24 protein-coding genes, 1 tRNA gene and 1 pseudogene are annotated in these 26,797 nt (G+C 55.2%); 7 read left to right on the top strand and 19 right to left on the bottom strand.

Translation table 11 applies throughout. The features are described from left to right. Positions 1-17: 17 nt before the first annotated feature. Positions 18-845, top strand: a complete 828-nt coding sequence (gene pyrF / locus ACIPF8_RS20130) for an orotidine-5'-phosphate decarboxylase (protein ID WP_400424399.1) — start codon at positions 18-20, stop codon at positions 843-845. A 38-nt stretch (positions 846-883) separates the two neighbouring features. Here pyrF and ACIPF8_RS20125 read toward each other — a convergent pair whose 3' ends face one another. The 7 genes from ACIPF8_RS20125 to ACIPF8_RS20095 form a co-directional block, all read right to left on the bottom strand. Next, positions 884-1,393, bottom strand: coding sequence for a CinA family protein (locus tag ACIPF8_RS20125; protein WP_400424396.1), 510 nt, complete (start codon positions 1,391-1,393; stop codon positions 884-886). A gap of 75 nt (positions 1,394-1,468) precedes the next feature. Further along, positions 1,469-1,993, bottom strand: coding sequence for a phosphatidylglycerophosphatase A (locus ACIPF8_RS20120; protein ID WP_400424393.1), 525 nt, complete (start codon positions 1,991-1,993; stop codon positions 1,469-1,471). Beyond that, complete coding sequence (thiL, locus tag ACIPF8_RS20115) at positions 1,990-2,973, bottom strand: thiamine-phosphate kinase (RefSeq protein WP_400424390.1); 984 nt, start codon at positions 2,971-2,973, stop codon at positions 1,990-1,992. The genes ACIPF8_RS20120 and thiL overlap by 4 nt, the downstream gene beginning before the upstream one ends. 94 nt (positions 2,974-3,067) lie before the next feature. Continuing rightward, positions 3,068-3,637 (bottom strand): hypothetical protein, encoded by a 570-nt coding sequence (locus ACIPF8_RS20110; protein ID WP_400424387.1) that lies wholly within the window; start codon positions 3,635-3,637, stop codon positions 3,068-3,070. A 68-nt stretch (positions 3,638-3,705) separates the two neighbouring features. Beyond that, a complete protein-coding gene (trmB, locus tag ACIPF8_RS20105; protein WP_400424385.1) occupies positions 3,706-4,413 on the bottom strand; it encodes a tRNA (guanosine(46)-N7)-methyltransferase TrmB in 708 nt (235 codons plus the stop codon). A 141-nt stretch (positions 4,414-4,554) separates the two neighbouring features. Then, positions 4,555-4,628 (bottom strand) — tRNA-Gly (locus ACIPF8_RS20100). Positions 4,629-4,803: 175 nt separating this feature from the next. After that, positions 4,804-7,050, bottom strand: a complete 2,247-nt coding sequence (locus ACIPF8_RS20095; RefSeq protein ID WP_400424382.1) for a hypothetical protein — start codon at positions 7,048-7,050, stop codon at positions 4,804-4,806. Positions 7,051-7,245: 195 nt separating this feature from the next. Here ACIPF8_RS20095 and ACIPF8_RS20090 point away from each other — a divergent pair, with 195 nt between their 5' ends. Further along, entirely contained in the window at positions 7,246-7,677 is a 432-nt protein-coding gene (locus tag ACIPF8_RS20090; protein WP_400424380.1) for a hypothetical protein, read from the top strand. A gap of 321 nt (positions 7,678-7,998) precedes the next feature. On the opposite strand, the gene ACIPF8_RS20085 is transcribed toward ACIPF8_RS20090, so the two are convergent. Continuing rightward, positions 7,999-8,556: a hypothetical protein gene (locus ACIPF8_RS20085; protein ID WP_400424377.1), complete on the bottom strand. Its 558-nt coding sequence runs from the start codon at positions 8,554-8,556 to the stop codon at positions 7,999-8,001. A gap of 633 nt (positions 8,557-9,189) precedes the next feature. After that, the gene (locus ACIPF8_RS20080) at positions 9,190-10,344 is read right to left on the bottom strand and encodes a LysR family transcriptional regulator (RefSeq protein ID WP_400424374.1); all 1,155 of its coding nucleotides are present in this window, start codon (positions 10,342-10,344) and stop codon (positions 9,190-9,192) included. 104 nt (positions 10,345-10,448) lie between these two features. Here ACIPF8_RS20080 and ACIPF8_RS20075 point away from each other — a divergent pair, with 104 nt between their 5' ends. The 4 genes from ACIPF8_RS20075 to ACIPF8_RS20060 all read left to right on the top strand — a co-directional run bounded on the left by ACIPF8_RS20075 (position 10,449) and on the right by ACIPF8_RS20060 (position 13,197). Next, positions 10,449-10,997 (top strand): DUF4863 family protein, encoded by a 549-nt coding sequence (locus tag ACIPF8_RS20075; protein ID WP_400424530.1) that lies wholly within the window; start codon positions 10,449-10,451, stop codon positions 10,995-10,997. Between the two features lie 60 nt (positions 10,998-11,057). Next, positions 11,058-11,633, top strand: coding sequence for an NADPH-dependent FMN reductase (locus ACIPF8_RS20070; RefSeq protein ID WP_400424371.1), 576 nt, complete (start codon positions 11,058-11,060; stop codon positions 11,631-11,633). Next, positions 11,626-12,261: a DsbA family protein gene (locus ACIPF8_RS20065; RefSeq protein WP_400424369.1), complete on the top strand. Its 636-nt coding sequence runs from the start codon at positions 11,626-11,628 to the stop codon at positions 12,259-12,261. The genes ACIPF8_RS20070 and ACIPF8_RS20065 overlap by 8 nt, the downstream gene beginning before the upstream one ends. 195 nt (positions 12,262-12,456) lie before the next feature. Beyond that, a complete protein-coding gene (locus ACIPF8_RS20060) occupies positions 12,457-13,197 on the top strand; it encodes an alpha/beta fold hydrolase (RefSeq protein WP_400424527.1) in 741 nt (246 codons plus the stop codon). 79 nt (positions 13,198-13,276) lie between these two features. On the opposite strand, the gene ACIPF8_RS20055 is transcribed toward ACIPF8_RS20060, so the two are convergent. The 7 genes and pseudogenes from ACIPF8_RS20055 to ACIPF8_RS20025 all read right to left on the bottom strand — a co-directional run bounded on the left by ACIPF8_RS20055 (position 13,277) and on the right by ACIPF8_RS20025 (position 20,458). Next, positions 13,277-15,424 carry an autotransporter outer membrane beta-barrel domain-containing protein gene (locus ACIPF8_RS20055; RefSeq protein ID WP_400424525.1) on the bottom strand — a complete coding sequence of 716 codons (2,148 nt, stop codon included), beginning with the start codon at positions 15,422-15,424 and terminating at the stop codon, positions 13,277-13,279. Between the two features lie 405 nt (positions 15,425-15,829). Further along, positions 15,830-15,958, bottom strand: a pseudogene (locus ACIPF8_RS20050) (ESPR domain-containing protein); the annotation flags it as partial. Between the two features lie 440 nt (positions 15,959-16,398). Next, positions 16,399-16,653 (bottom strand): CsbD family protein, encoded by a 255-nt coding sequence (locus ACIPF8_RS20045; RefSeq protein ID WP_400424367.1) that lies wholly within the window; start codon positions 16,651-16,653, stop codon positions 16,399-16,401. A 63-nt stretch (positions 16,654-16,716) separates the two neighbouring features. After that, entirely contained in the window at positions 16,717-16,902 is a 186-nt protein-coding gene (locus ACIPF8_RS20040) for a CsbD family protein (protein ID WP_400424365.1), read from the bottom strand. Positions 16,903-17,098: 196 nt separating this feature from the next. Further along, on the bottom strand, positions 17,099-18,637 hold the full coding sequence (locus ACIPF8_RS20035; RefSeq protein ID WP_400424362.1) for a PAS domain S-box protein: 1,539 nt from the start codon (positions 18,635-18,637) through the stop codon (positions 17,099-17,101). Positions 18,638-18,790: 153 nt separating this feature from the next. Further along, on the bottom strand, positions 18,791-19,777 hold the full coding sequence (locus ACIPF8_RS20030; protein ID WP_400424359.1) for a TIGR04086 family membrane protein: 987 nt from the start codon (positions 19,775-19,777) through the stop codon (positions 18,791-18,793). Between the two features lie 378 nt (positions 19,778-20,155). Beyond that, entirely contained in the window at positions 20,156-20,458 is a 303-nt protein-coding gene (locus tag ACIPF8_RS20025; RefSeq protein WP_400424356.1) for a DUF6582 domain-containing protein, read from the bottom strand. A gap of 522 nt (positions 20,459-20,980) precedes the next feature. Between ACIPF8_RS20025 and ACIPF8_RS20020 the strand changes: the two genes are divergently transcribed. Beyond that, on the top strand, positions 20,981-22,669 hold the full coding sequence (locus ACIPF8_RS20020; protein ID WP_400424353.1) for a methyl-accepting chemotaxis protein: 1,689 nt from the start codon (positions 20,981-20,983) through the stop codon (positions 22,667-22,669). A gap of 113 nt (positions 22,670-22,782) precedes the next feature. On the opposite strand, the gene ACIPF8_RS20015 is transcribed toward ACIPF8_RS20020, so the two are convergent. The 3 genes from ACIPF8_RS20015 to ACIPF8_RS20005 all read right to left on the bottom strand — a co-directional run bounded on the left by ACIPF8_RS20015 (position 22,783) and on the right by ACIPF8_RS20005 (position 26,640). Beyond that, positions 22,783-23,667, bottom strand: coding sequence for a response regulator (locus tag ACIPF8_RS20015; RefSeq protein ID WP_400424351.1), 885 nt, complete (start codon positions 23,665-23,667; stop codon positions 22,783-22,785). Between the two features lie 60 nt (positions 23,668-23,727). Further along, positions 23,728-25,821 carry a PAS domain S-box protein gene (locus ACIPF8_RS20010; protein ID WP_400424348.1) on the bottom strand — a complete coding sequence of 698 codons (2,094 nt, stop codon included), beginning with the start codon at positions 25,819-25,821 and terminating at the stop codon, positions 23,728-23,730. 69 nt (positions 25,822-25,890) lie between these two features. After that, on the bottom strand, positions 25,891-26,640 hold the full coding sequence (locus ACIPF8_RS20005) for a Crp/Fnr family transcriptional regulator (RefSeq protein WP_400424346.1): 750 nt from the start codon (positions 26,638-26,640) through the stop codon (positions 25,891-25,893). Positions 26,641-26,797: the final 157 nt, after the last annotated feature.

Here is a 26,797-nt window from a genome sequence, read left to right as displayed (position 1 = left end):
ATTATTGAGGCTTCATCGTGACTTTCATCGAAAAATTATCCGCCGCCTGGAGCGCCAACAACTCTTTGCTGTGCGTAGGGCTGGATCCGGATATTGCCAAATTTCCATCACATCTGCAGCAGAAATCGCATGCCATCTTTGATTTCTGTAAGGCAATTATAGATGCGACTGCCGATACAGCCTGCTCTTTCAAGCCGCAAATCGCCTATTTTTCGGCAATACGCGCGGAAGACCAGCTCGAGGCCATCTGTGAATATTTGCGCACCAATTACCCGCACATCCCGATCGTGATGGACGCCAAACGCGGCGATATCGGCGCAACCGCTGAGCAGTATGCGCGCGAAGCCTTCGAACGCTACGGCGCCGATGCGGTGACAGTGAGTCCTTACATGGGCTTCGATTCCGTCGCACCCTACCTGGAGTGGAAGGACCGCGGCGCGATCGTACTGTGCCGCACCTCCAACGCCGGCGGCTCCGACCTGCAATTCCTGACGGTCGACGGCGTGCCGCTGTATCAGCATGTGGCGCGCCTGGTAGCTGAAAAATGGAACACCAACGGCCAGTGCGGCCTGGTGGTGGGAGCGACTTTCCCGCAGGAGCTGGCGCAAGTGCGCAGCATCATCGGCGACATGCCGTTGCTGGTGCCAGGTGTCGGCGCTCAGGGCGGCGATATCCAGGCCACCGTGAACGCCGGCAAGACCGCCAGCGGCCAAGGCATGATGATCAATTCGTCGCGGGCGATCCTGTATGCCAAGCCGGACCAGGCTGCCGGCGAAGATTTTGCCCAGGCAGCAGGACGCGTAGCACGCGAAACGCGCGACGCGATCAATCGTTTCCGGGGTTAATCATGTAGACCGGCTTCGGTCAACGCATTGAAGCCGATTTATTCCAGGAAGCGCAGCAGCCCTTGCAAGGCGTGGATGACAGTCTGTTCCCGCACCGCGCGACGATCGCCAGAAAATACAAGCCGTTCGGTACGCGTGCGATGACCCGCTGACCAGCCGAAGCAGACGGTGCCGACCGGTTTGCCGGGAACCGCGCCGCCCGGTCCGGCGATGCCGGTGGTGGAGACGGTGACGTCGGCATTGCTGTTGGCCAGCGCGCCTTCAGCCATCGCCGCGGCGATTTCTTCGCTCACTGTGCCGTGCTGGGCGATCTCAGCTTCCGGGATATCCAGTAGTTCCGTCTTGGAGGCGTTCGAGTAGGTTACGAAGCCGCAATCAAACCATTCCGATGAGCCGGCGATTTCAGTGATGGCTTGCGACACGCCGCCGCCGGTGCATGATTCCGCCGTCGACAGGAACCAGCCCTTGGCTTGCAAGGCGCGCCCGACTTGTCCTGCGAGATCGATGATTTGTTCGGTGTTGTCTTCAACCACGTTGCTCGTGTTCATGTCTCAACTCCTCTTGTCTGCCCGGTTCAGTACATACTGCCACTTGTCGTGGGCAGATGCAATCGGTGCAGTCGTTTAAATCACCCGCCACAAAGCCAGCGCCAGCAGCGTATAAAACGCTGCCACAATGTCATCCCACATCACGCCGAAGCCACCTTTGAGATGGCGGTCGAAGTAAGAAATCGGTGGCGGCTTGACCATGTCGAAAAAACGGAACACCAGGAACGCCGCGAATTGCGACGACATGTTGGCCGGCGTCACCAGCACCAGCACCAGCCAGAACGCGATGATTTCATCCCACACCATGCTGCCGTGATCGGGCGCGCGCAAATGGCGGCCGGTGACCTGGCAAGTCCAGACGCCGACCACGAAACCGGCGGCGATGATCACCAGCCAATTCAGCGGCGTAAAGATTTCCGGCCAGCGCGTGGTCATCACCACATACGACAGCCAGGCGAACAAGGTGCCGAAGGTACCCGGCATCACCGGCGACAAGCCGCTGCCGAAACCTTGGGCAATGATGTGTGCCGGATGCGCCAGCATGAAACGGCCAGTGGCCTTGATTGGGCGAGGAGTGGTGCTGCTTTCCGGTGTGGTCATGTGGAGCGAAAATGGTCGAAGGAAGTAAGTTGCAGGTTCAGCGCGGCGCCGTCGGCATCGTGCAGGCGCAAGCCGCTGGCGGCATCAATGCTGCCGATGCGGGTCACGTCGGTCGCCGCTGCCTGGCCTGCGGCGACTACTGCATCGCGGCGGTCGGCGGGAGCGGTGAAACACAATTCGTAGTCGTCGCCGCCGGCCAATGTGAAGTGGCGGCGGATCGCCTGGGTTTGCTGCGCCAGGATCGGGCCGGCTGGCAAGCTGTCGACCGCCAGCGTGGCGCCGACGCCAGAGCGCGCCAGGATATGGCCGAGGTCGCCGATCAAACCGTCGGAAATGTCGATTGCCGCCCGCGCGATCCCGCGCAGCGCAATGCCCAGCGAGACGCGCGGCGTCGGCTGGTGCATGCGCGTTGCCGCCAGCGCATGCTGATCGGCATCCATTACCAGTTGATCGCTCAGTTCGTTGCGGTAACCCGCCAGCGCCAGCCGCGCGTCACCCAGCGTGCCGGAAACCCAGATATCGTCGCCCGCTTGCGCAGCATCGCGGCGCAATGCCTGGCCCGGCAAGGTTTCGCCGAAGACGGTGATGCAGATATTCAGTGGGCCTTTGGTGGTGTCGCCGCCGATCAGTTCGCAATGATGCTCATCGGCCAAGGCCAGCAAACCAGCGGAAAACGGCGCCAGCCAATCTTCGCGGGCGGCTGGCAGCGCCAGCGCCAAGGTAAAGGCCAGCGGCCGCGCGCCCATCGCCGCCAGGTCGGACAGGTTGACTGCCAGGCACTTGTGGCCCAGCGTGAACGGTTCGGCGTCGGGGAAAAAATGCCGTCCTTCCACCAGCATATCGGTGGAAATGGCGATCTGGGTGCCGGCAGCGGGTGTCAGCAATGCGCAGTCGTCACCAACGCCGAGGGCAATCTGCGCAATATTGCTGCGTGCCGGGCGGGTGAAGTAGCGGGAGATTAGGTCGAATTCGGACAACATCCACGGATTGTACCGAATGACGGGCGTTTTCAGCCGATTTACAAGCACTTTACTGAATTATTCGTGCCGAAAGATTGCGTTGCCGCAAGCCTGGTCAGAACGGTGATCCGCAGGTGGTAGTCCGCGAAACGGCGCCGCGCTGGATGATGTCTTCACCCTTGGTGTTGCCGACCGAAATTTGCGTTACACAATACGTACCGTTCGGCCCGGTCACCTTGGTCACCCGCTGGCCATCCGGCCGCGTGATGTCTTCCATGGTGGTTTCCCCCGGCCTGGGCGTCTCTTTCGGCACGACCGGCCCGGCGAGGGCCTTTTCCAGTATTTCCTGGCGGTTTGGCGCAGCTGTCGTAGCAGGCGCCGGCTCGCCGGCAGGAGGAGAGTCCTTGCGCAGATCACGGTCTATCTGTCCAACATTGCGTTTCGCAGCATCGATCATGTCCTCAGCCGATGGCCGGTGAGTAGCAACCGGCTGCTGTGGCGCCGCGGTGCCGGGAGGGGCAGGCGCATAGTGCGTGTCTTCCACTGTTATCGTGCCGGGCGGCAGCGCAGTTGGCTGCTCGCCGGCGTGCGCCAGCGGAAATTGAAACAGCGCAAGCAGCGACATCGAAGCCGCCATCTTGGCAAATCTGTTGTCGATACCGGAAAAAAATCGAATGATCAACATGCCGCAGACCTTCTATCAGAAAACATTTGCCTGGCGTCGCGCTGCAAAAAACAGCGCCGACGATCAGGTCAAACGCGTGTAAACACTAGATCCCATACGCCATGTCCAAGACGCAAGCCACGATTCTCGAACTTGGTCACAGGACGATAATCCGGCCGTTCCGCGTAGGTTTCCGCGGTATTTTTCAGTAACGGCTCGGCGCTCAATACTTCCAGCATTTGCTCAGCATACTCCTGCCAGTCGGTCGCGCAATGCAGATAACCACCCGGCGCAATGCGCGATGCCAGCAAACTCACCAACGGCCCCTGGATCAGGCGCCGCTTGTTGTGGCGCGCCTTGTGCCACGGATCCGGAAAGAATACATGCGCACCGGCCAGCGAGCCTGGTGCAATCATGTTGGTCAGCACTTCCACCGCATCATGCTGGATCAACCGCAAGTTTTCCAGCTGCTGCTCGCCGATCAACTTCAACAAACTGCCGACGCCAGGCGTATGCACTTCGACCCCGAGGAAATTCTTTTCCGGCATGCCGGCAGCAATCTTCGCCGAAGTCTCGCCCATGCCGAAGCCAATCTCCAGCACTGTCGGCGCGCTGCGCCCGAAAACCTGGTCGAGATCAACCACGGCCTTGTCATAAGGAACACAAAAACGCGGCCCCAATTCCTCAATAGCCCGCGCCTGCGCCGTCGACAAACGCCCGGCGCGCGTGACAAAGCTGCGGATCCGATGCTCGGTCGGATCGTAAAAAAGTGGTTTGCCGGATTTGTTTTCTGACATGCTGGATAGAGAAAGTTAGGGTGAGGCAAGCGCAGGAATGCCCGCAAGGTACTGCAGCAATACAGCGTCATTGTAACGCCAGACAATTGCACGCCTCAAAAATACAAATGGCACCTCGAATAGCAGGTGCCAACGCTGGTCTGGAGCGGGTAGGGGGGATCGAACCCTCGTCTAAAGCTTGGGAAGCTTTCGTTCTACCATTGAACTACACCCGCGATACCCGCATTTTACGCGGGATTTGACGGGGTTTGCAAACTTGAAAGATGTTTGAGGGGATGGGGAATGTGATGGCCGATCTATCCGAAGTGTGATCGCATTTTCCCGGGCAAGAATGAACAGCTTGCTGTGATACCAGTTGACTTGGTGAAAAAATGTTTCATTACATAGCAGTCAAGGGATAGCCTGACTATCGTCAAAACCAAGTTCAAGCAATTTTTCCGTATAGAGTTTAGTTCGCCAAGACCGCAGACGCTGTCCAAAAAATTTATCGAAAAAAATCGCCACGCCTAAAATTGCGAAAATGGCTTGTGCAACAACCAAGCACACATTTGCATATTTTTGTGCATCAACTGAAAGAGTGGGGATCCAGAATTTATCGGTGAAGCCGAGTAATAAGGCGCACCCAAATAATAGTATGCATCCAAGTATTCGAATTTGCAGAATTCTCCTGTCCGCATAACGCGACGCAGTGGCGATTGCCCTTGTCTTATGACGCTCCATTGCTTCACGTGCACTAGTCGCGGTATCGTTAAGTTGCAGCAACGTAGTTCCCAGTGAGGAAATTTCCGTCGCTTGTTTCAACAGTGCTTCTTCTTGTTTATCCAGTACCTCGCGCTGCCTAGCCGATTCATTTTCCAATGTATTAGCCTTTTCGGCTAGATGCTTTGCTTGCAACTCCTTTGCTTGATTGTCGATTGATAAGTCTATGACCTTTTCCTGTAATGACAAGGCTAGGGCATTGCTTTCGGCGGCAGCCACCTCCAAATTGGTAACTTGAGCACGATAGAATTCATCCTTTTCCTTAGTTACTAATTCGGCTGCACGTCGTTGCACCTCATCAAAGATATCTTCGACATTCAGCGCTGTTATTACATCTGGATTGCCAAAAGTTGCCTCAACCAAATATTGTGACGCTCTATCGTTGGTCATCAGCGCTTCAAAGTGTTTAGCCTTCTCGTCGTCTAGAGCCAAAAGAAACCGCTTCGTCCGTTCTGCAAGCTCAGGACGAAGTCGTAAAGCTGCGGCGCAATTCGCAAGAAGTCGTGCCGTAGAAGGTGATTTGTCAGCGACTCCGCCGGATATAAGCCAGCAAAGTCCCGCAATATAGCGATCAGTTACGATTGGTGTGAATTCACCGGGTTTTACAAATCCCTGATCTCGTAAGAACCTCGCCGCGTTTCGTTGCAAGGAAGTATTTCCAGTTACAAAGACAAATTTGCAAGTGGATATTTGACCAATAGGGACATGAGCTCCACCTAATCGTCGCATGGTCTCGGCTACTGATTTCGAGTCACGCTCACGAGTCAAGCGACGATCGAAGGCACTCAGCTGAATTCGATGAGTCAGATCCTCTTCGTCCTGCTGCGTAAAATTTTTATAAAAATGCGTAGATGTTTCTTGAATTAATTCAAATTTATGCTGTTCGTGCCAAACAAACGCCACTCGATTGCTCATTGAATCGAAAAAAGCTCGATAGGTAGAATTCGACAATCGTGAAATTGTTGGCCCATAGGCATTTCCCGCGTAACGAGCCGCTTTTATTGCTGCAAGAATTCCCTCCGCCTCTTCGATGGAGTGCTGAAAAGCGGCAATTTTCCCGCCAGCAGCAGAAATTTGACTGATTAGCCTGCGGGTCACATCCAAATCTTGTTTTGATGAAAGATCTAAAAACGCAAGCAATATCGGCGTGTCAATGACAACGGTTGTCGAGGAAATTCTCGGAACAGAAGATGGAGCTTGAAGATCCAATACCAGTTCGAGCCCAAGCGCACCATCGGCAACTTTTGATAAAAGAACCAGTTTGTCTGGATCGAAAGCTTTTAACTTCGAAACATACGATGCCACCAAAACATCAATGGCAGCTCCTTGCTCCAACTGTTCGCTGAGCGCATTTTTTTCTTTAATTGCAGGGCCTTGAATGATGCCTGTCTCTGTGGTGCGGCTAACAATCGGACGCGCCCTAATTGATGAGAAATCTAATGTACTTAAGTGGGTGAGAAATCCAGAAATCAGCAAATTTTCAGGAATTTGCAGATTTGCGCTCTTAAGTAAAATTTCTGAGTGAGAGAGAAAATCATCAATAATGTTCTGGAATTCTTCCTCATCCTGAATCTCAACAACATTGTCACCTTGATCACAATAGACGGCACGCGCTATTCCGCTTGATGTATCTTCGGTTTTTAATATTCCGGCACTGATTAAACGCGGAAGGAAATCTTCCAAGACCGTTGATGGAAAAGAAATTCCGTATGCATCAGCCATCCGAGATGCCAACAGGTTTGAGTTGTAAACCTGTCCCGCGAGATCCGAAATTAGCGGGCGGATAAGCAAAGAAACGCCGCCAAATAAATCGGTCTGTAATGCTTCAGCACACTGCCTGAGTAGAGCGAACGCAATAACAGGTCTGGTCGGGCTCATCACGTGAAATTCCTATCAATATTTTGTATCCGATGAAATTCGCTACCCGTACTTTCGTTTACCTGCACAGGCTATGTCCTTCATCACGAATTGGAAGCAAACCGTGATGGATGCGCTCTCTGAAATTTTTGCGCAAAGAAATGTTTCAGTGTAGCCAACTTCTAGTGTTTCCGTCAATTCGCATATAAATGATCGTTGATTTTATTGCGTGATCGGCAGGACGGTGTTGTTCCCAGCTACAAAAAAGATCAGCCGATGCTGTTCAGCCCCGGACAAATGCTTGCAACACCCACCGCCATCTCCTATCCGATCACCGGCGGCCATTGCCTTTCTTGTGGTGCTAGTTTTGTTGGTGGCCGGGTCGCATGCGGACATAGAGATTTGAACAGGCAAACCGTTACCGCCGAAGTTGCTCGATATCGTACCTTGTTTGGCTATAGTGAAGCTGTCGTGCGATTAAGTTCAAGCGGGCTAACATATATCGATTACAGCAAAGATCAATTGGTCAAACTCTGGGTTGACGATTCGATCTTCGATGCGATACGAAATGCGATCTTCTTCACCCTCGCTTTTTTCCTTGTTCGTCAATGGATATTGCTAAAAAAACGGAAGCCGATTTCTATATAGTGATGTGCCAAAAGCACAAAGTAACGTCGTCGACCGAATTGCAAGCCGTTTGTTGGCAGTCACTAACTAGGGCGGTGTCATGCCACTTGGTTTTGAATTGTATCGGCAAATCCAACAACATCTAGACTCACAGAAGTACATGCCGGAAGTATTCGGGATCCGGTCTCGATATTTCATACAGTATTCCTGCTGTCCGTAAAAACACACATAAATAAGATGGTCAACAAAAATGTTGAGTGCATTACGCACAGCTGTCTTAATATGGAGTAACTTTGATGAGCAATAATTTTCAGATTGGCGACACTGTAAGTACGCTGATTTCTAGCGGCGAAATGCGTAGTGCACTGCCATCAGAAAAGAAAATGTGCCGATGAAAATGCTTGTCAGCATAATTTTTCTGACTTTCGCGGGCCCCAATGACCCTGCGTTCTGAGGCATATCGTTACTTCGGCCAATTACGTAAATCGTCTCAAGCCGATTAGCGATCATGGCCAGGTTCGCAAAGAATCTCTCACCTCCCGTTGAGTCGCCATCCGGGGAGCCGCGCAGAATGCTTACTCGCGCAGTAGCCCGTGAACCAGACCATTCGATACTGGTAGCACACCCATCCAATAGTGTTCGAAGCGCGTGGCAAAGCTCTTCATCGGCACCAAATAACGAAAGCCAACTTTCCGTCTGACCCCCATATGTGTATAGGTCCGGACTGAATTCTTCTCGTGCCAAAAAAGGCAGCACTTTACCCAGAGATTTCCGTTCTGTGCGAAAAAAACCGATATCAATCTGTCCATCGCACTCTACCGGCACCGATATGATGTCCAAACCGCGCTTGCGCACTATCGTGGCGCTGTATTTTTTTGCTACTTCATCAAGAGTAGGCATGGACGCTTCTCGTGGCTAGGTTCGTGAATTGCCGCACAATTTGATGTAAGTCTATCAAATATATTGTTGCAATTGCGCAATTAATTCTTTGGTCAGGTATACGACGGTTAGCTGGTGTCAGAATATTGCCCCGTTTGTGATCACGACGAATGAAGAACCGGGGACTGGGACGTTGCTTGAAAAATCGAAGAAAATTGTAAGCCGCCATTGATGCGCACACGTACGCTGTGCATGTTCGAAGTTGATCAATGAATCGCGAGTTAGCTGCATCAACTCATGATTGCCTTGCCCAACTTCCGCTAACTCTCCCTCGTTAGCTTCCCATCTAAAAATCCCGGACAACTATCTATTTGTTCTCTTTAATTAATAGACAGCGACAGTTGTCCGGATGCGGCAGCCATTACAGATCCTGCTGCAACTGCTCAACGTATTCTTCAACAAAATACCTACGGTGTGGCGGCAATTCCTGAATTTTCGCCGCGAGATTAATCAGTTCTCGTGACAACTCTTGTGAGTAATGGTTTCGGCGATGACCTTATCGCAGCATGCCTAGCTGCGAAACACTGTTTGGTCGTTTATCTTCGCTTGGATGGGCGTGCTTGCCGATAACGTTGATTCGGTGCGCGCACGCAATCATGATTCCAACATTGTGCCGGGCAATTCTCTTGCCACTTCCCTGAGTTGCGTGCGCAGCCAGCAATGCGCTGGATCAAGGTCATTGTGCGAGTGCCACACCAGGTCCAGGCGCTTGGGCAAGATTTTATAAGGCAGTTCCTTAACCAGCAGTCCGTGCGCTTTCGCAAACAAGGCAGCCAGTGGCCGCGGCACGATCGCCATCAGATCGCCATCTTCAAGGAGCGCCGGAATCGCCATGAAATGCGGAATGGTAATGTGCCTGCGCGGTTGAGCGGGCGCTTTTTGGAAGGCATGCTCCAGCGCCGGTCGATCATACATCTCGGATTGTCGCCCCAGACCGCGTTCATGGATGAAGCCGCTGACTGCGCCTTCCTCTTGGCCTCCTAACGACACCACTATCAACGGATAGGCGGCCATGTCTTTCAGGCCTATTTTCTTGGCCTCGGTCGGATGCTTGCTGCGCATGACCAGCACCTCGTCCTGTAATAGAAGGAGCTGCGAACGCAGACGTTCTGGAATGCTGTCGAAGGTGCCGATGGCCAGGTCGATGCGCCCCAGATCGATTTGTTCAGCCAAGTCGAGGCGGGTGGAGGGGCGAATGACCAGGTCAACGCCGGGGGCGATGTCGGACAGGACGCGGTTGAAACGCGGCAGCAGGATTGCCGACACATAGTCGTTGGCGGCAATCACGAACGATCGGCTGACCGTCGCCGGTTGGAATGGCGAGGACGCCTGCGCCAGCGCGCTGCTGATAGTTTGCAGAGCGCTGCGCAAGGGCGTGCTGATTTCGAAGGCATAGTCGGTCGGCGTCATTCCTCTGCCGGTACGGACAAAAATTTCCTCGCTCAGGTTTTCCCGTAGGCGCGCCAGCGCATGGCTTACCGCCGACTGGCTCAGGTGCAGCCGCTGGCTTGCTCGCAATACGCTGCGCTCTTCCATGACTGCGTCGAAGACGCGTAGAAGATTGAGGTCCAGCCTGTCGAAACTGATCATGTTCAGCTGTCTTTCGTATTGGATTGTTCGCGGGCGCGTATTATCGCCCGGCGTTCGCCAACCAGGCAATCTGGCGCTGTGGGAAGGGAGGTTTCTCTGAGTTGAATGCCATGCATATCTATCATGTAAAACCATCTCTTTTTGTTTGAAATAGGCCATGCGAAGATTCTCACGTCGACCAAACAAGGGATGCCCGGCAGAAGGGGACAGCTTATTGGACGGCAGGCAAACGCAATAAGGCACTGCCTGATTCCGGGGGAGCGATAGTGGACAAACGCGATCAACTCATCAAACAATGCGCAGGATTCTTGGAAGAAATCCAGGGCATGACGGCGGGCACGGAGATGGAACAATGGCTCAACCGAAAATACGGCCCCGACAGCACCCTGTACAACCAGCTTGCCGGCTTGATCAAGACCGGCGTCGAAGAAGGCTGGGCAGCTGATATCGAGATCGGCGGCGCTCACTACCGGCGTGGCCGCCTGGCCGAGCCGACGGCGCAGACCTGCAACTTTAGCATCGCCGCCGTCTACATCGATAGCGAAAGTAATCCTTCGGTAGCGGCCGGCAAGATATTTCGAGGCGATTTCCACGAGCATCCGCATGGCGAGGTGAACCTGGTGGTGCCGCTGGATGAAGGTGCTGTCCTGGCGGGCCCCAACGGCTGGTGCGGGGCCGGCTGGACCGCGCCGGCGCCGGGCAGCCGCCACTACCCGGAAGTCAAAGGCGGGGCGCTGATTGCCTTGTTCTTCCTGCCGGCGGGCAGCATCGCCTATGTCGAGCCGCCGGTGCAGAACGAGGTACGTGCCTAGCAGTACGCCACCGCCTTCCGCGCCGACAGAATTTTTCAACTTTTAATCAGAACGAGCATCATGACCAACCGTATTCGCATCCTAGGCGTCGCCGGCAGCCTGCGCGCCCAATCCTACAATCTAATGCTGCTGCAAGCGGCGCAAGAGCTGCTGCCGGCTGAAGTGGAGCTGGAGATTTACTCCCTGGAAGACCTGCCTCTCTATAACCAGGAGCTGGAACAGGACTTGCCTGCCAGTGTGCTGCGTCTGAAGCAAGCCATCAAGCGCGCCGACGCGATCTTGTTCACCACGCCTGAATACAACTATTCGATCCCGGGCGTCCTCAAGAATGCCATCGATTGGGCCTCGCGGCCGGGTGGCGAGAGCGCATGGGCCGGTAAGCCGGCGGCGATTGCAGGCGCATCGCCCGGCGTGCTCGGTACCGCTCGTGCCCAGTATCACCTGCGACAGATTCTAGTCGCACTGGACGTCACCGCCGTCAATCAACCCGAAGTCATGATCGGCAATGCCAGCGAGCGCTTCGATGCCAACGGCCGGCTGGTGGACGACAAGAGTCGTCATTTCTTCAGCCTTCTGCTTAACAATCTTTTGGAGCTGATACGGCGCTTTCCGCAGAAAGGTGGAGAAGATGAATGATCCGATTACTTTGCTGCCAACCGCTGACGATAACAGGATCTTGCATTGGTACGACTTTCTTTGCCCGTTCTGCTACGTCGGCCTGCACCGGACTGAAATTTTGGTGCAAGCAGGATTTGAGGTAATCGAGCTGCCGTTCCAAGCACACCCTGAGATTCCGTTCGGCGGCATAGAAGCAGGGCCGCGCGACGGCCCGATGTATCGCATGCTGGAGCGAGAAGCCAGGCAAGCCGGGCTGCCGCTTAACTGGCCGCCGCGCTTGCCCAACAGCCGCATCGCTTTGGCGGCTGCTGAGTGGTTACGGCGCTATCAGCCGGAGATGTTCAAGCAGTTCAACGAGGATATCTTTGCAGCGCATTTTGTCCAGGGCGAAAACATTGGCGATCCCGCTGTCATTGACCGCCACGCCTTGAGGTTGGGTGTTGACCTCGACGGCTTGCACAGGGCATTTGCCGACGGCAGCGCATTGGCCGCAGTCAGCGATTCCGAAAACCTGGGACGTCAGTATGGTGTGCAGGGAACGCCGGCATGGCTGCTGCGACAACGCCTAATTGCAGGGCTGTTGCCGGTAGAGGAATTCAATGCGCTCGCCTGCAAGGACCGTGAACCGCTGACGCCGGCAGCATGAATCATGGACGCGGCTGCGGCTGCTTTCCATTTGACCCGGGAACGGGTTTTTTATCACAATTTTTACTCAAACTGAACTGGACCAAAAATGCACACACAATTCTTCACCAATACCCCGGTTTCCTCGACGTCCTGGCTACGAAGCCCCGGAAAATGGCAAGCCGCTTCCGCCAAGTTGAAGCATGCGGTGTTTGCCATGGCGGCCGTCAGCATGTTGTTTGCCCAGTCGCCGGCAAGTGCGGCGGAGGTAGCATCGTCGCAAAAAACTATCGTTCTCGTGCATGGCGCTTTTGCCGACGGCTCCAGTTGGGACAAGGTAGTCCCGCTGCTGCAAGCCAAAGGCTTCAAAGTCGTGGCTGTACAGAATCCGCTGAGCTCCCTGGCCGACGACGTTGCCACCACCAAGCGCGCCATTGATGCACAAGCCGGACAGGTAATCCTGGTCGGCCATTCCTGGGGTGGGGCTGTGATCACCCAGGCCGGCATCGACGACAAAGTTAAAGCGCTGGTGTATGTGGCTGCGTTTGCGCCGTCTGAAGCGCAGTCGGTGTTCGACACCGGTAAGGACTATCCGCCGGCACCCGGTTCGCAGCACCTGGAAGCGGATGCCGGCGGCTTCGTCAAGCTGACCACCAAGGCGATGGCAGAAGATTTTGCACAGGATTTGCCAGTAGCAAAAACCGCGCTTCTGGCGGTCAGCCAAGGTCCCATCCTGGGTAAAAGCTTTGGCGAGCCACTTCAGGCCGCAGCTTGGAAAACCAAGCCATCCTGGTATGTTCTGACCACTAAAGACCGCATGATCCTGCCCGAACTGCAAGCAGCCATGGCCAAGAAGATCGGAGCCACCGTCACAAGCGTGGCGAGCAGCCATGCGGTGATGCTGTCGCAGCCGCAGGCGGTCGTCAATGTGATTCTTGCTGCCGCCAAGGGGAACTGAGGGGAAACGGGCGCGCCGGCAAGGGAGGATTGCCGCGACGACTATCAGAACGAGCAAGATGGGCTGAGACGCGCAGGTGTTACCACTCGTACTTCAGGGTAGCGCCTACATCGACTCCAGAACGCTTCTGGCCGCCCATGCTGAACAGACCATTGACATGCGCGTTGAGGCTGACTTTCTGGCTAACCTTGGCTGTAACGCCGGCACCCATTTCCCCCCAGCTTCCGTCCGTCTTGGTGCTGATCGAATCGACGCCACCATAGTTGACCGCGCTGTTCGTGCCGCCAAGTGTCGACCACAAATTCGCCTTCAGGTACGGCTGGATAAGTTTGTTGCCGTCTTGATGCGTGTATTGAAGTTTCGCACCGATGCGGCCCAGCACGCTGTTCGATGAGCCGAAGTCTATAGAACCGAGGCTGTCGGCGGCATCTTTCAGGTTCACGTTTTGATAAATCAACTGTGCCTGCGGTTCGAGCGTCAAGTTTTTGCCAACTACGAACGGGTAGCCACCTTCGACAGATGCAGTGATGCCAGTGCCGTTAACACCAACGGACGCACGATCGGTCGATGCATTGCCGTTATACACGGTGCCTTGCAGCACTGCGTCGGTGTACCAGCCGGACTGGCCGAAATGCGTCCAGTACGCGCCGACACTCCAGCCGTCAAGTTTGATGCTGCCAGTGTTCTGGCGTACATTTTGGCCGCTGCCGTCGGCGTTGGTCAGCGTCACTGTACCGTCGACGTTTGCATCGGCATGGGCAAAGCCGAGGTAAGCGCCGATGCGATCACGTTCGCCCTGTGCTTGCTGCAGATTCAGGATATCCACACCGGCCTGGAAGCCGCCGATTTTGGTTGACACCGACGGATCGACGATGCTCGAATAGTTGTCCCGAACTGATTGCCCGAACACGCGGCCCCAGGCGCCATTCGATGGATTGCTTTGCGATTGTGCATCGGTAGCGATGGCGTTCGACTGCCCGAGACGGCTATCCAGCGAACCGAGGGTTGCTTGTCCGATACGTACGGCAGTTGGCATGACGCTGCCGTATACCGACAACTCGGGGCCAAAGATCTTCTGAGGTACAGGCGGTGTGATACCGCCAGCGTCGCCCGGTTCAGGCTTGTTGGGATCAATCGGTGTTACCGGATCATCAGGCATCACAGGGTCTGGATTATAGGTGTCGCGCAGATACCAGTTGTCCGACTGCGTGGCATTTTGGCCGCCGCGGAACAAGCGATAGTCAAAGGCGCCAGCGCGCACCGGCGCGTCCATCTTGAACGAGCCGATATCCGACGTGCCGCTATTGATTGCTTCAACCACCATGATGCCGTTGTTTGTCTGCGAACCCGTGCCGCCAACATTGTTGATGGCCAGCGTGGTCTGTCCGCTGGCGTGGCCGCCGTCGATAACGACCTTGTCGGTATTCGAGTCATCGCCACCAAGTACTGTGTTGAGTGCGATCGTGCCGTTGCCGATCAGGTTGCCCTTGACCGTCAGCACGCCGCCCACTGCGTGACCCTGGCTCACATTGACGACGCTACCGCTATCCATGGCGAGATTAGTGAGACTGGAGTTGCCGTCAGCAATCCATTGTGCGCCATTCAAGTTGAGGCTCAAAGTCGATGCTGAATCGAGCACGTGCATACCGCCTGTAAGGGCTGTACCTGAGCTGTTCAGAATCAGTTGGCCGCCATTGCCAGCCTGTGCGATCAAACCACCGGCGCCCACATCGACAGCAGAGTTGATCAGTGTCGCATTGAGATGCGCGCCGTTGCTGGCGACAAATCCCGAGCCACCACGCGAAGTGAGTGTCGAATCGGTACTGCTGAATTGTGAATTGCTACCCGACTGATCGGCGATAACGATTGCCTGCCCAGCGTCAATCCCGCTACCGGCATCCATTGAGAAACTGTTATTTGCGCCGGTGCTGAATTGCACGCCGTACGATTGTGCGCTGACAACTGAACTGCCGTGTGCTTTGACGCTGCCGCTGTTGGCGACGAAAATACCGGCGGAGCTTGTGCCGAGCGTATTGATGCTCACATTGTTAAGTTCCGCGGCGGCGGCGGCTGCAGTGCTGGCATCGCCGCCCCCAAGGCTAAGGCCGGCGGCGGTGGCGCCCATAGTCAGGATGTTCGTATCGGATGCGCGCAAGATAGCCCCTTTATGCAGATCAATGCCAATCCCATTGGCGCCCGAGGTATCGATGGAGGTATTGTCACTCAACGTGATGATGCTTGCTGCGCTTGTGCTAATTCCGTTCGCTACAGTATTGATTCTGGAGTTGGCGATGTTGAGTATAGGTGCGTTGACTGCATTGCCAACGTTGATTCCTGTTCCCCCACTTGTGTTGTTCAGAGTCATGTTTTGCATGCTCAGGCTGCCGGCAATTTGGTTAATACCTATCGCTAGCGGGCCACTTGCATTGATTGTCGAGTCAGACATCGTCAATGTCGATCCAAAGCCGCTCATACTTACGCCTATGACTCCCATGCCAGACGCGTTCAGTACTGAGCCATTAATAACGCTAACGCTAGCGCCGGGCGCAGGCGTAAGTGCTGCGCTTCCAGGTGTAGTCACGGTGATTGTTTGACCATCGATGATCTGCTGTGCGGTTGCGCTGGGTGCGAAAGTAGCGCCTGCAATTGCAGCGATCAATGCGGATGTGGCTGTAGCTTTCTTGCGACCCTTTGTTAATTCGGATGCCGCAGCCCAAGTTCCAGTGGTGGTGTTCCATATGACGCGATATACATTGTTCATGACTTGCACCTGCTCGATAAATGTGGGGACAGGGCGAGTATGTGGATCTATGTCTTTGTAAAATATAGGAATTGTCTTAAATTAAGAATGTTCCTAACTGCGAGTAGGAAATAAGCACTGAAAGAAATTGAGGCGAGGAAACGCGTTGGCTTGCATATATAAATATTGTTACTAAAAAGAAATTGTTGTCATTTAATATGTGCTGGCGGTGCTCATCCCAACAGTAGTTCTCTGTAGAAATTCTTCCGGGCCCGCCACAAGATTCGTGGGCTTTTTGTGCGGATCGTCTCAGGTATCTTGCCGGCGCAATGAGGCTTTGCTCTCGATGTAAGCTGCTTCGCGCGGCGTTTTCACAGCTGGGTATGGGAGCGATGCCCATTTTTTGTTGAATGGCTGCGAACCAAATTGGCTCACCGGTCAACGGGCCATTCAGCGAATACCTAGTTGCGTCGCGACCAGATTGCACCGACAAGAAAGCCTATCGCGCCTGCGATGGCGAGCGTGCTGATCGGGCGTTGGTTGGCGAATTCGATGGCGGTGTCGATCGCTTCGCCGTATTTGGCTTGAGTGCGTCCGGCCAACTGGCGCGCTTTGCCTTCGAGTTGCATGTGCGGATCATCGGTCAGGTTGCCCACGGCATCCTGGATCTTGCCGGCGACGTTCTTGACGTTGCCTATGATGCGGTCTTCAGACATATACATCCTTCGGAATGAGGTGAGTGAAAGCGGCCGGCGCCGCGCGCCGGCCAGCTTGGCTGCTTACTTGTTCTTGACTACATCGCGCAGTTTGTCAGCAGCTTCGCCAACCTTGGTCTGCACTTGCCCTTCGACTTTTTCGGCAATGCCTTCGGCTTCCGTACTCTTGTTGCCGGTGATCTTGCCGATGGTTTCCTTGACCGAACCCTTGACCTGTTTGGTAACGCCTTCGATGCGATTCTTGTCCATGTTGTGCTCCTGGTAAGTGATTGATGGTAAAGACTGAATCAATGTTGAGAAGAGAATCCTTCTGCAAGATTTGTCAGCTGCTTCTTCAACGGTTCCATTGTCGTCATTTGCTCACCCCGAAAACAGTTGCAAATGCACCGATCCGGCTAGTGCATTTGCAGCAGTTGTACTAGCAGTTGCGCTAACAGTTGCGCTTTCAGCCGCGCTCAGCCTTCTTGCGCCGCGTGACGTCGGCGGCAGGCAGGCCGAAGAAGCCACGCTCGCGCGCCCAGACGATGGCTTCGCTGCGGCTGTGCACGTCCAGCTTGGCGTAGATGGTGGAGACATGGTTACGCACGGTATTCGGCGCCAGCGCCAGTTCCTTGGCGATTTCCTTGTCCGCCATGCCGCGGCAGAGCAGGTCGAAGACATCGCGCTCGCGGCTGGTGAGATCGGCCAGTTGGGCGTTGCCGCCGTCCGGCATACTGGAGCGGCGCACATTGGCCAGTTTCTCGATCAGGGTGCGGCTGAACCACGACGCATCTTGCATCACGGTTTCGATTGCCACCACCAGTTCCATTTCGGAGCGCTTGCGCTCGGTGATGTCGAGGAAGGCCATCAGCAGGCATTCCTTGCTGTGAATACTGACGACTTCCACCGACACCAGGCAGGAGAGGGTATCGCCATCCTTGTTCTGTAGCTGGAATTCAGCATTGAGCAGGCTCCCCGATTCGGCCAGCGAGGCGGCGATTCGTGCGCGCACCTCGGCAGACCACAGGCCCATGTCATCGATCGATTTGCCGAGCGCTTCTTCCTGGGTAAAGCCGGTGGTGGCGGTGAATGCAGAGTTGAGGTCCAGCACGACGAAATCGTCGGCTGTCAGCAATACGGTCGGGACCGGCGTCATGCGGAACGATTTCTCGAATCGTTCTTCGCTCTGGCGCAAGGCGTTTTCGGCTTTCTTGCGCGGCTCCAGATCCATGAAGGTGAACAGCATGCAGGCTTCTTCGCCGATATCGATAGGCTGGCCGGCCACCACGACGGCTTTGGTGTCGCCATGCGGCAGGCGTAGCACCGCCTCCATCTGCGGGATGGTGGCGCCTTCTCCCAGGCGCTCGATAGCGAGCTCGCGGCGGTCGGCATTTTCGAAGACATCGATTTCATAAACTGAACGGCCGATTACCTGTTCGCGTGCATAGCCGGTCATTTCGACGAAACCCTGGTTGACCTTGATATAACGCTGGTCGCTCAGGCGGCAGATCACGGCCGGCGCCGGATTGGCGTTGAAGGTCTTTTCGAAGCGCTGTTCGGCGCTGGCCCAGTCGGTGGCGTCGTGCAGGATCAGCACCAGGCAGTCCGGCTCATCGGCGCTGTTGGTCAGCACCAGGCTGCGTACCCGATGCACCCAGTATTGTTCTTCGTCGTGGGCCGGATAGACTTCGACAATCACGTCGCTGAATCCTTCGCCGGCGACCACGCGATCGATCGGATAGCTGCCGGGCTGCACTACGTGGTTGTTGCGATAGCGCAGGCGAAAGCGGTCGCGGTATTCGCTGGCGTTGGCGCCCAACTGCTTGAAGTCTTCGACCCCGTGCATGTCCAGCGCCGCCTGATTGGCCCAGACGATGCTCTGGTCTGGCTCGACCAGGATCACGCCTTCAGTCAGGCCGGTGATGATCTGTTGTAGCTGGCGACGGTCGGTCTGGCTGCGCAGCACCTTGTCGTCGGCATCGCTTACGACGGGAGTTTGATCCATAGTAGATTTCTGACTTGGGCTTCAATGTGAATGTGCACCTGGCGAGATGACGACATTGTCGCCGTCTCGCCAGGTGCGGACCAGCATCCACTATACCTGTCTGGAAAATTGCGGTGCAGATTGGATTGCCGTGGATGCGGAAGGCGGCAGTGCTTAGATCGGGCGTGGTCGCAAGCGCAAACCGAACCAGCCGCCGAACGCAGCAACCAGCGCACCGAGCAACAGGATCGCCAGAGAACTCCAGGCCGCCTTTGAGACGCCCTTGGCCGCGCTCGCCGCCGTCTCACGCGCCTGCTGTTCGAGCTGCGCCTTCAGTTGCTGATATTTGACCAGCGCTGTAGCGTAGGCCTGGGCATAGTTGTCGACGATTTTTTGCGCTTCCTCGTGCGATTTGCCGCTGCGCGCCGCCACGATGTTGACCAGTGCATCTCGGTCCGCCGCGTCCAGCGCAGGCAAAGCCTTCTGCTTTACGCGGGCAAACCATTGCGCCAGGTCGTCGCCAGCGGTTTGCGGTGTGGAGCCGGCCTGTTGCGCGGTACGGCTGGCATCGTCGGCGGCGTTCTTGGCATTAGCCTTTAGCTGGCCCGGCTGCAATGCCTGCTTGCCGGAATCGCGCAGCAAATCGTTCAACTGATCCTGCATGCCGTTCCAGTCGAATTCAATGCCTTTCTGCTGCAGCTGATCCTTGACGCCTGAGGCGATGTCGGGCGCCGCTGCGGCAACGCTGCGGCCGGCCAGCGACAGGCCGTTGCCTACCATGTTGGCGGCGGCGCCGGTGACGCCGGAAGCCAGAGAGGCCAGCAGCCAGGTGCCGGCCACCGTCATGAGCGACCAGGTCAGCAAGCCGTGCAAAGCGCCTTGCCGTGGCGCCGCGCGGCCGCTGATGAAGGCGCCGAAAAATAGCGAGATCAGGGTGGTGACCGCCAGCCAGATACCGACACCCACGCCGGCGCCGGTCAGCGGATTCTTGTCGCCCAGCGGATCGACCGCACCCGCGCCGATGGCGGTGCCGAGCACGGTCAGTACCAGGTAGATCATCAGCGACAGGAAAAATCCGGCCAGCACGGCGCTCCATGAGATACCCCAGCCAAAGCGCAGCAACTCAGGACGCTGTTCGATATTGTCGTTATAGATTTCCATATAACCCCACGTTTGAAATTGATCGGAGCGGCCCCGCACGGCCGTCATTGGCCCTGTGGGGACTGCTTGAGTTGGGGGAGTATAGGACTGCGATGGCAAAGATTCCTGATGCATTTACACCAGAAAATCTAGTGCATTCATCATGAGCAAGCTGATAGATTGGGGATGTGTTTCGCTTTTGCGCGGTAAGTCCCGCGCATACGACCTGGCGCGATCGTATGTGTCGTATTCTTTTTAGTGTCTATGCAAAATAATGAAGAGAGATGGAGAATGTGATGGCTACTTTCTTCGGAAATCCACCGATCTGTAGAGCGGGCTAAAAGTGGAAGTTTGGTGATCAAGGTTTGGTAATCGTCCAATCACGCCATCGATTAACGCCTATTTGTGGGAATGGTTTTTGGTATGCGGTTTTTTACCAAGCTCCCTCCAGTTCATCTCCGTCATTTCGACGCCAAAATGCTTTGCCGCTGCCTTGATATTTTCGAACGCGGCGTCACGCTCAACGTCAGATACTGCATCTACCTGGTCGAAGCGCGCCAGCGCATTCCTCACATGTGAGGCATCGGTCATCGGCTCTTTGCGCTGTTTCGGAAATGCGAATGCGCTCTCGGGTAAATGATCCCTTTCCTTGCTGTTCAACTCGCCATGTTGTGCATGTGGCTTCCATGTCGTCTGGGTCATATCGTCTCTCCAGTGTCAGGTTGTGTTCATGTCAGAGCCCAGACCAATTCCAAAGTTCTGTGCTTTCCCGGAAATGCCCGATATAAGTTTTTTATCGAGAGCGCCAAGCTGATGCTTGTCACTACGTCATGCCACCAATGACTCTTCCATTATCTGCCTTGCTCATTTCGCGATTGTCGCTAGTCGGATTTTCCCGAACGTTAAAGTTTTTACAAATGTTGCCGTTAATGCATTCGTGGGACATGAGTACGTGGATAACGCGTATCCAGTTCCATTCAAAGATGCAGGCCCGACAAAGTATTTGCACCAGGCGCTATGAATTGATAGTTCGCCTGGGGATTGCGTTTGCCTGGAGTGCATCGGTTCGAGATCTTTTTGTATCGATAAAGGAGTCTGGCAGATCGCCGCTTTGGTTGATCGCTTTCCGTATCTGATGACATTGATCAACGGATGTCGTCCACTAGAGCGGCACCATCGAAATGCCAGCTCATGTAATCACTTCATATACCAAGGAAAATAAAAATGAAACTGAGAAACCTGAAAATTGGCCAGAAGTTATTCCTGAGTTTTAGTGCAGTCATCACATTGCTGTTAGTGATTGCGACCCTTGCTTATGTTCGTGTCGGAGGATTGAGTGACAACATCAATCTGACGAATGCCGACCGTTATCCCAAAACGGTTCTCGCCCACACGATCAAGGATGAGCTGAATGAAACCGCGCGCTCCCTGCGCAATGTCCTTTTAATGACGGATGTCGATAGCCGGGATAGCGAGTTTGCAAGTATCGAGAAAAACTCCAAAGTCATCAGTGAGTCCATTGAGAAGCTGGATAAAACCATTACTACCCCGAGGGGCCGCGAACTTCTCAAGGAGCTCATGGAAATCAGGCAAAAATTCATCGCCACGCGAACGACCTTCCTCAAGCTTGTGAAGGACGACAAGATCGCGGAAGCAAAGAGCGTGCTGTTCGGAGAATTGCGTCCAGAGCAGCGGAGCTATCAGGATACGCTCGACAAACTGGTCAGTTTTCAATCTGGTTTGATGGAGGAATCCGGCAAAGCGTCTGAATTGCAAGCCAGGGAAACGCGCATGGGCGTGCTGGCGCTGTCGATTGCGGCCACGCTGATTGGCATATTCGTCGGCGTGTTGGTGACGCGCAGTATCACGCGGCCGTTGAGTAGGGCCGTCGCCATTGCACGCAAGGTCGCGGACGGCGATCTTACCAGTACCATTGTCGTCAACTCGACCGATGAAACCGGGCAATTGATGGCGGCGCTGAAAGATATGAACGGCAGCCTGGAAAACATCATCAGCCAGGTGCGCAACGGCACCGACACCATCGCTACTGCATCGGGGCAGATCGCCAGTGGCAACCAGGATCTTTCTTCGCGCACCGAGCAGCAGGCAAGTTCGCTGGAGGAAACCGCTTCTTCGATGGAGGAAATGACTTCTATCGTCAAGCAAAATGCAGATAACGCGCATCAAGCCAACCGCCTGGCGATATCGGCATCGGACGTCGCCGTCAAGGGCGGCGAGGTCGTGTCTCGGGTAGTTGATACCATGGGTTCGATCAAGGATTCGTCGCGCAAGATCGTCGACATCATCGGTGTCATCGATGGCATCGCTTTTCAAACCAATATCCTTGCGCTGAATGCGGCGGTGGAAGCGGCGCGTGCGGGTGAGCAGGGGCGTGGCTTTGCTGTGGTGGCGACAGAAGTGCGCAACCTGGCGCAGCGTTCTGCTGGCGCGGCTAAAGAAATCAAGCAGCTGATTGGCGATTCGGTCGAGAAGGTCGATGTAGGCAGCGAGCTGGTCAATCAGGCCGGCAGCACCATGAGCGAGATCGTCGCCAGCGTCAAGCGGGTCACCGACATCATGGGCGAGATCACCTCGGCCAGCCGCGAGCAGGAGGCCGGCATCGAACAGATCAATCAAGCCATTGGCGAGATGGACACGGTGACGCAACAGAATGCAGCATTGGTGGAGGAAGCGGCCGCTGCGACCGTGTCATTGCAAGAGCAGGCTGACAATCTGGCGCACGTGGTCAGGGTGTTCAAGCTCAATGACAAGTTCGAGATGGTTGCCATGTCGACGGCCAACCAACAGCGTAAAGCGTTCACCCAGGCAGAAAATCAGCGCCGCATCGGCATTGTCGCCAGCAACAACGCGCATAAAAAAATTATCGCAAACGACGAATGGGAGGCACTTTAACTTTAACCGTGGCTGCTAGCGCGTATTCTTAGTCGATCGTAACCGATTGACGCGAACGCAAGCGGCAAACTGCAAATCCGGCTACGTCATCCGGCGTAGCCGCTACATTCCGATTAATCCGTGCCGCCTTCGTTTTTATCCGCATCACTGTGCAAATGCTTTTCTTCCGTATCACGAGGCATGCGGTCGGTGATGTCCATGCCGATTCCGCGGTAACCGATAAAAAGGCTGGCCGAATTGAGCATCGGCTCTCCGCTGACCTGAAGATATTGCGTAGTACCATCGGCTTTGCTGCGACTGTAGACAAAGTCGAGGAAGGGGCGACGATTGGCAATGTTGTCGTTCAATTGTTTGCGCTCGGCCTCATTCCATTGCCCTGTATCCGCAACACTGCTGGCGCTGGAGGTGTGGTTGGCGTCGATGCCGAGCATCTCAAAGACCGGGCCGGAGACTTTGGTGAATTTTCCTTGCGCATCCTGTTCCCAATACCAGTCCGACGACAGTTCCGTCAAGCTCTTGAAGCGCGACTCGCTCTCGCGCAGTTCGGCCGTGCGTTCCTGCACGGTCTGTTCCAGTATCTTGTTGTAATTATCCAGTTTCTGATACAGCAGCCGGACTTCCAGCATGTTGTGGATGCGCGTCTGCACTTCAATCAAGTCGAATGGTTTGCTGACAAAATCTTTAGCGCCGGCTTGTAGCGCGCGCAGTTTGTGGTCGGGTTGCGCGGTGATGACCAGCACGGGTAAATATCCTGTCCTTTCGATTCCCTTCAACTCTTCCATGACCTGGAATCCATCCATCTCCGGCATTTGCAGATCGAGCAGAATCAGGTCGTAGCGATGCGCCAGGTGCAAGGGGCAGACGGTACGCGGGTCCATTGTCGACGTGATGTGTTGGTAACCGGCATTGCGCAGCATTCTTTCCAACAGCAGGACATTAGCTTCCTGATCATCGACGATCAAGATGCTGGCATTCAGAATTTCGGATGCTTCAAGCATTGCAGTATTCCCAAAAAAATCATTCACCTACTAATAAACCATACGGCATTTCGTCACTGCCTAGACGCGATTCGACAAACCATTTTGTTCTGCATGGCGCAGTGCAACGTCGAGGGCATCCATGAATTCCATGACCTCAATGGGCTTGGTCAAATAGCGGAAGAAGCCGGCGTCAATGCCTTTCTGGATATCGCGCGGGACGGCGTTGGCCGAGAGCGCCATGATCGGGATGTGCGCTGTTGCCGCATCTTCGAGCAAAATTTTCAACGCGCCATAACCACTGATGCCGGGTAAATTGATATCCATCAAAATCACGTCCGGGTGATGTTCCCGGGCCATCTGGATGCCGAGATGGCCATTGATCGCTGTCAGCAGCTTTATATCGCCGCGCCGCGCAATCAATTGCTCGACCAGGACCAGATTGGCTGGATTATCTTCGACATAGAGCAATGTGTGACGCGAGCTAGATGCGTGTGCCACCGCATGACTCCGTTTCGCCAATTTGTGCGCGTCGATGCTGTCAAGCGCCAGTTCCGGCATGCTCGATGAAGGTAACTCGACCCAAAATACACTGCCGGCGCCGACGCTGCTCTCGACGCCGAGGACGCCGCCCATCAATTCGACCAGTTGCTTGGTGACCACCAGGCCGATGCCCGTGCCTTCTTCGATACTGCCCTCTTGCCCGAGCCGATTGAACGGCTGGAACAATTGCGCTAACTGTTCCTGCGTCAAGCCGGCCCCGGTATCAGTGACGCTGACGCGGACCCGATCTGCGCCGCGCATCACGCATTTGACAACGACCGTGCCGGCGACCCGGTTGTATTTAATCGCATTCGACAACAGGTTGACCATCACTTGCTTGACCCTGGTCCGATCGGCATGCACATAGAAGAGATCGTCAAGAAGCGGGAAAGTCATTTGCACGCCGCGCTTTTGTGCCTGCGGTTCAATCATGGCCTGGCAATCCTGTATGACCTCGGTGAGCGACATCGATTCTTGCGACAACGTCACTTTGCCGGACTCGATCATCGCCAGATCGAGGATTTCATTGATCAGTCGCAGCAGATACCATCCGGCTTGCAGTATCTGGTCAATCGACAGCTTCTGTGCGGACGAGGGCGGCGGTACATCGGATGCCATCAGCTGCGCGAATCCGAGCACGGCATTGAGTGGCGTGCGCAACTCATGGCTCATGCTGGACAGGAACTCCGATTTTGCCAAATTAGCCTTTTCCGCAGCGGCCTTGGCGTTTTCCAGTTCGACGTTATTTTCTTGCACCTTACGTTCGAATTGCTTGCGATCGGTGACGTCGCGGGCGGCGGCGAACACGCCCTGCAACTTGTTGTCGCGGTTATGGAAAGTGGTGGCGTTGTAGGAGACTACGGTTTCGGTGCCGTCTCTGGCGTGCGCGGTCAATTCATAATTGGTGACCTTGCCTTCGCGCAGCACGCGCGTGATCGCTGCCTCGGCACGTTGCGGATCGGTGAAGTAATTTTTGAACGGTGCGCCGATCAATTCATCGCGCGTGCAGCCGGTCAGCGCTTCCATCTGCTGGTTGACGTCGCTGATGATGCCGCGCGGATCGGTGGTCATCAAGGCGTCGATATTCGATTCGATCAATGAACGCGTGTAGAACTGCTGGTCGCGCAGCCGTTGATCGAGCAGTGCCTGCTCCGCTTCGACCCGTTTACGCGCCGTGTTGTCGGTGCCGATCAAGAGGTAGCCGATGACCTTTTCTTGCGCATCGCGCAGTGCGGTGACCGACACCATCGCCGGGAATCGACTGCCATCCTTGCGGATATAGGTCAGTTCATAGATATCCTCAATGCCGCGCGAGGCTTTGAACACTAGCGCTTCAAATCCCGGGGTGATCGGGGTATCCAGTTCCAGGCTCAGGGAAGCGGCGCGGGCAATCAATTCTTGCGCATCCGAAATCCCGGCAGGCGTGATCTTGTCGACGACATCTCTCGCTTTGTAACCGAGCATGCGCTCAGCGCCGACATTAAAAATCTGAATCACGCCTTGGGCGTCGGTGGCGATGCAAGAGAAATTGGCGCTGTTGAAAATGGCGTCTTGCAAGGCCCCCGCCTTCAGCAATGGCTGCTGTACGGTTTGCTGTGCCTGGTTGGCAGACGGTTCTTCTATGGTGGGCATAAATTCAGATTCTGATGGACTTACAATTGAGCGCTAGCCTCGGCTCAAACAAGGTAATGGTGAATCCTGTCAGTCCGGGCGAATTGGCGCCGGCTTGCCCTGACGCTGACGCACATCAGACAGCAGTCGCGCAAATTCCTTCTTGACCACGTCATAGCATTCGCAAACGTTGCTGGTGAGGCCAGCCCGGTTCAGCACGGTGATGTGGCCGCGCCGATATCGGATAAAACCGAGGCTTTGCAACTTGCCGGCCGCCTCGGTGACTCCTTCGCGCCGCACTCCCAGCATGTTGGCGATCAATTCCTGCGTCATCGTCAATTCATTCGTGGGAAGGCGATCCAGTGTCAGCAGGAGCCAGCGGCACAATTGCTGATCTAGCGAGTGATGGCGATTGCACACGGCAGTCTGGCTCGTTTGTGTCAGCAGAGCTTGGGTGTAGCGCAGCAGCAGGCGCATCACCGGCCCTCCACGATTGAATTCTTCAATCAATATGTGCGATTTGAGCCGATAACCATGGCCACCGGTCTGCACCACGGCACGGCTGGGCGTGGTATCGCCGCCCATGAAAATGGAAATGCCTAATATCCCTTCATTGCCGACACCGGCAATTTCGGAAGAGCCGCCGTTTTCCAGCAGATATTGCAGCGAGACAATCGATGTGGTCGGAAAATAGACATGCTGCAGCTTGCCGCCGGAATCGTAGAGCAGATCGCCCAGCTGCATCGGGATTAACTCCAAATGTGGCGCCAGGCGATCGAATTCGGTGTCAAGCAATGCTGCCAGGAGATGATTCTGGTTTGGATCAGGTGCACTGAACATATCGGTCCTCCTGGTCCCGGTCTTGAGCTTGCTGATTGTAAAAAGCGGAAATAGAAGAATATCCGCGTCAGTCAAGGTAACACGCCCAATTAAATCGTCTTGACTGGATTGCGCTGCGAGGTCGTGGAATTCGCGTTATTACACATAATGGGTTGGG

Source organism: Collimonas sp. NPDC087041 (assembly GCF_044745265.1).
Taxonomy (GTDB): domain Bacteria; phylum Pseudomonadota; class Gammaproteobacteria; order Burkholderiales; family Burkholderiaceae_D; genus Collimonas.
Note: the sequence above shows the minus strand (reverse complement) of the source record. Positions and strands in the feature narration are given on the sequence as shown.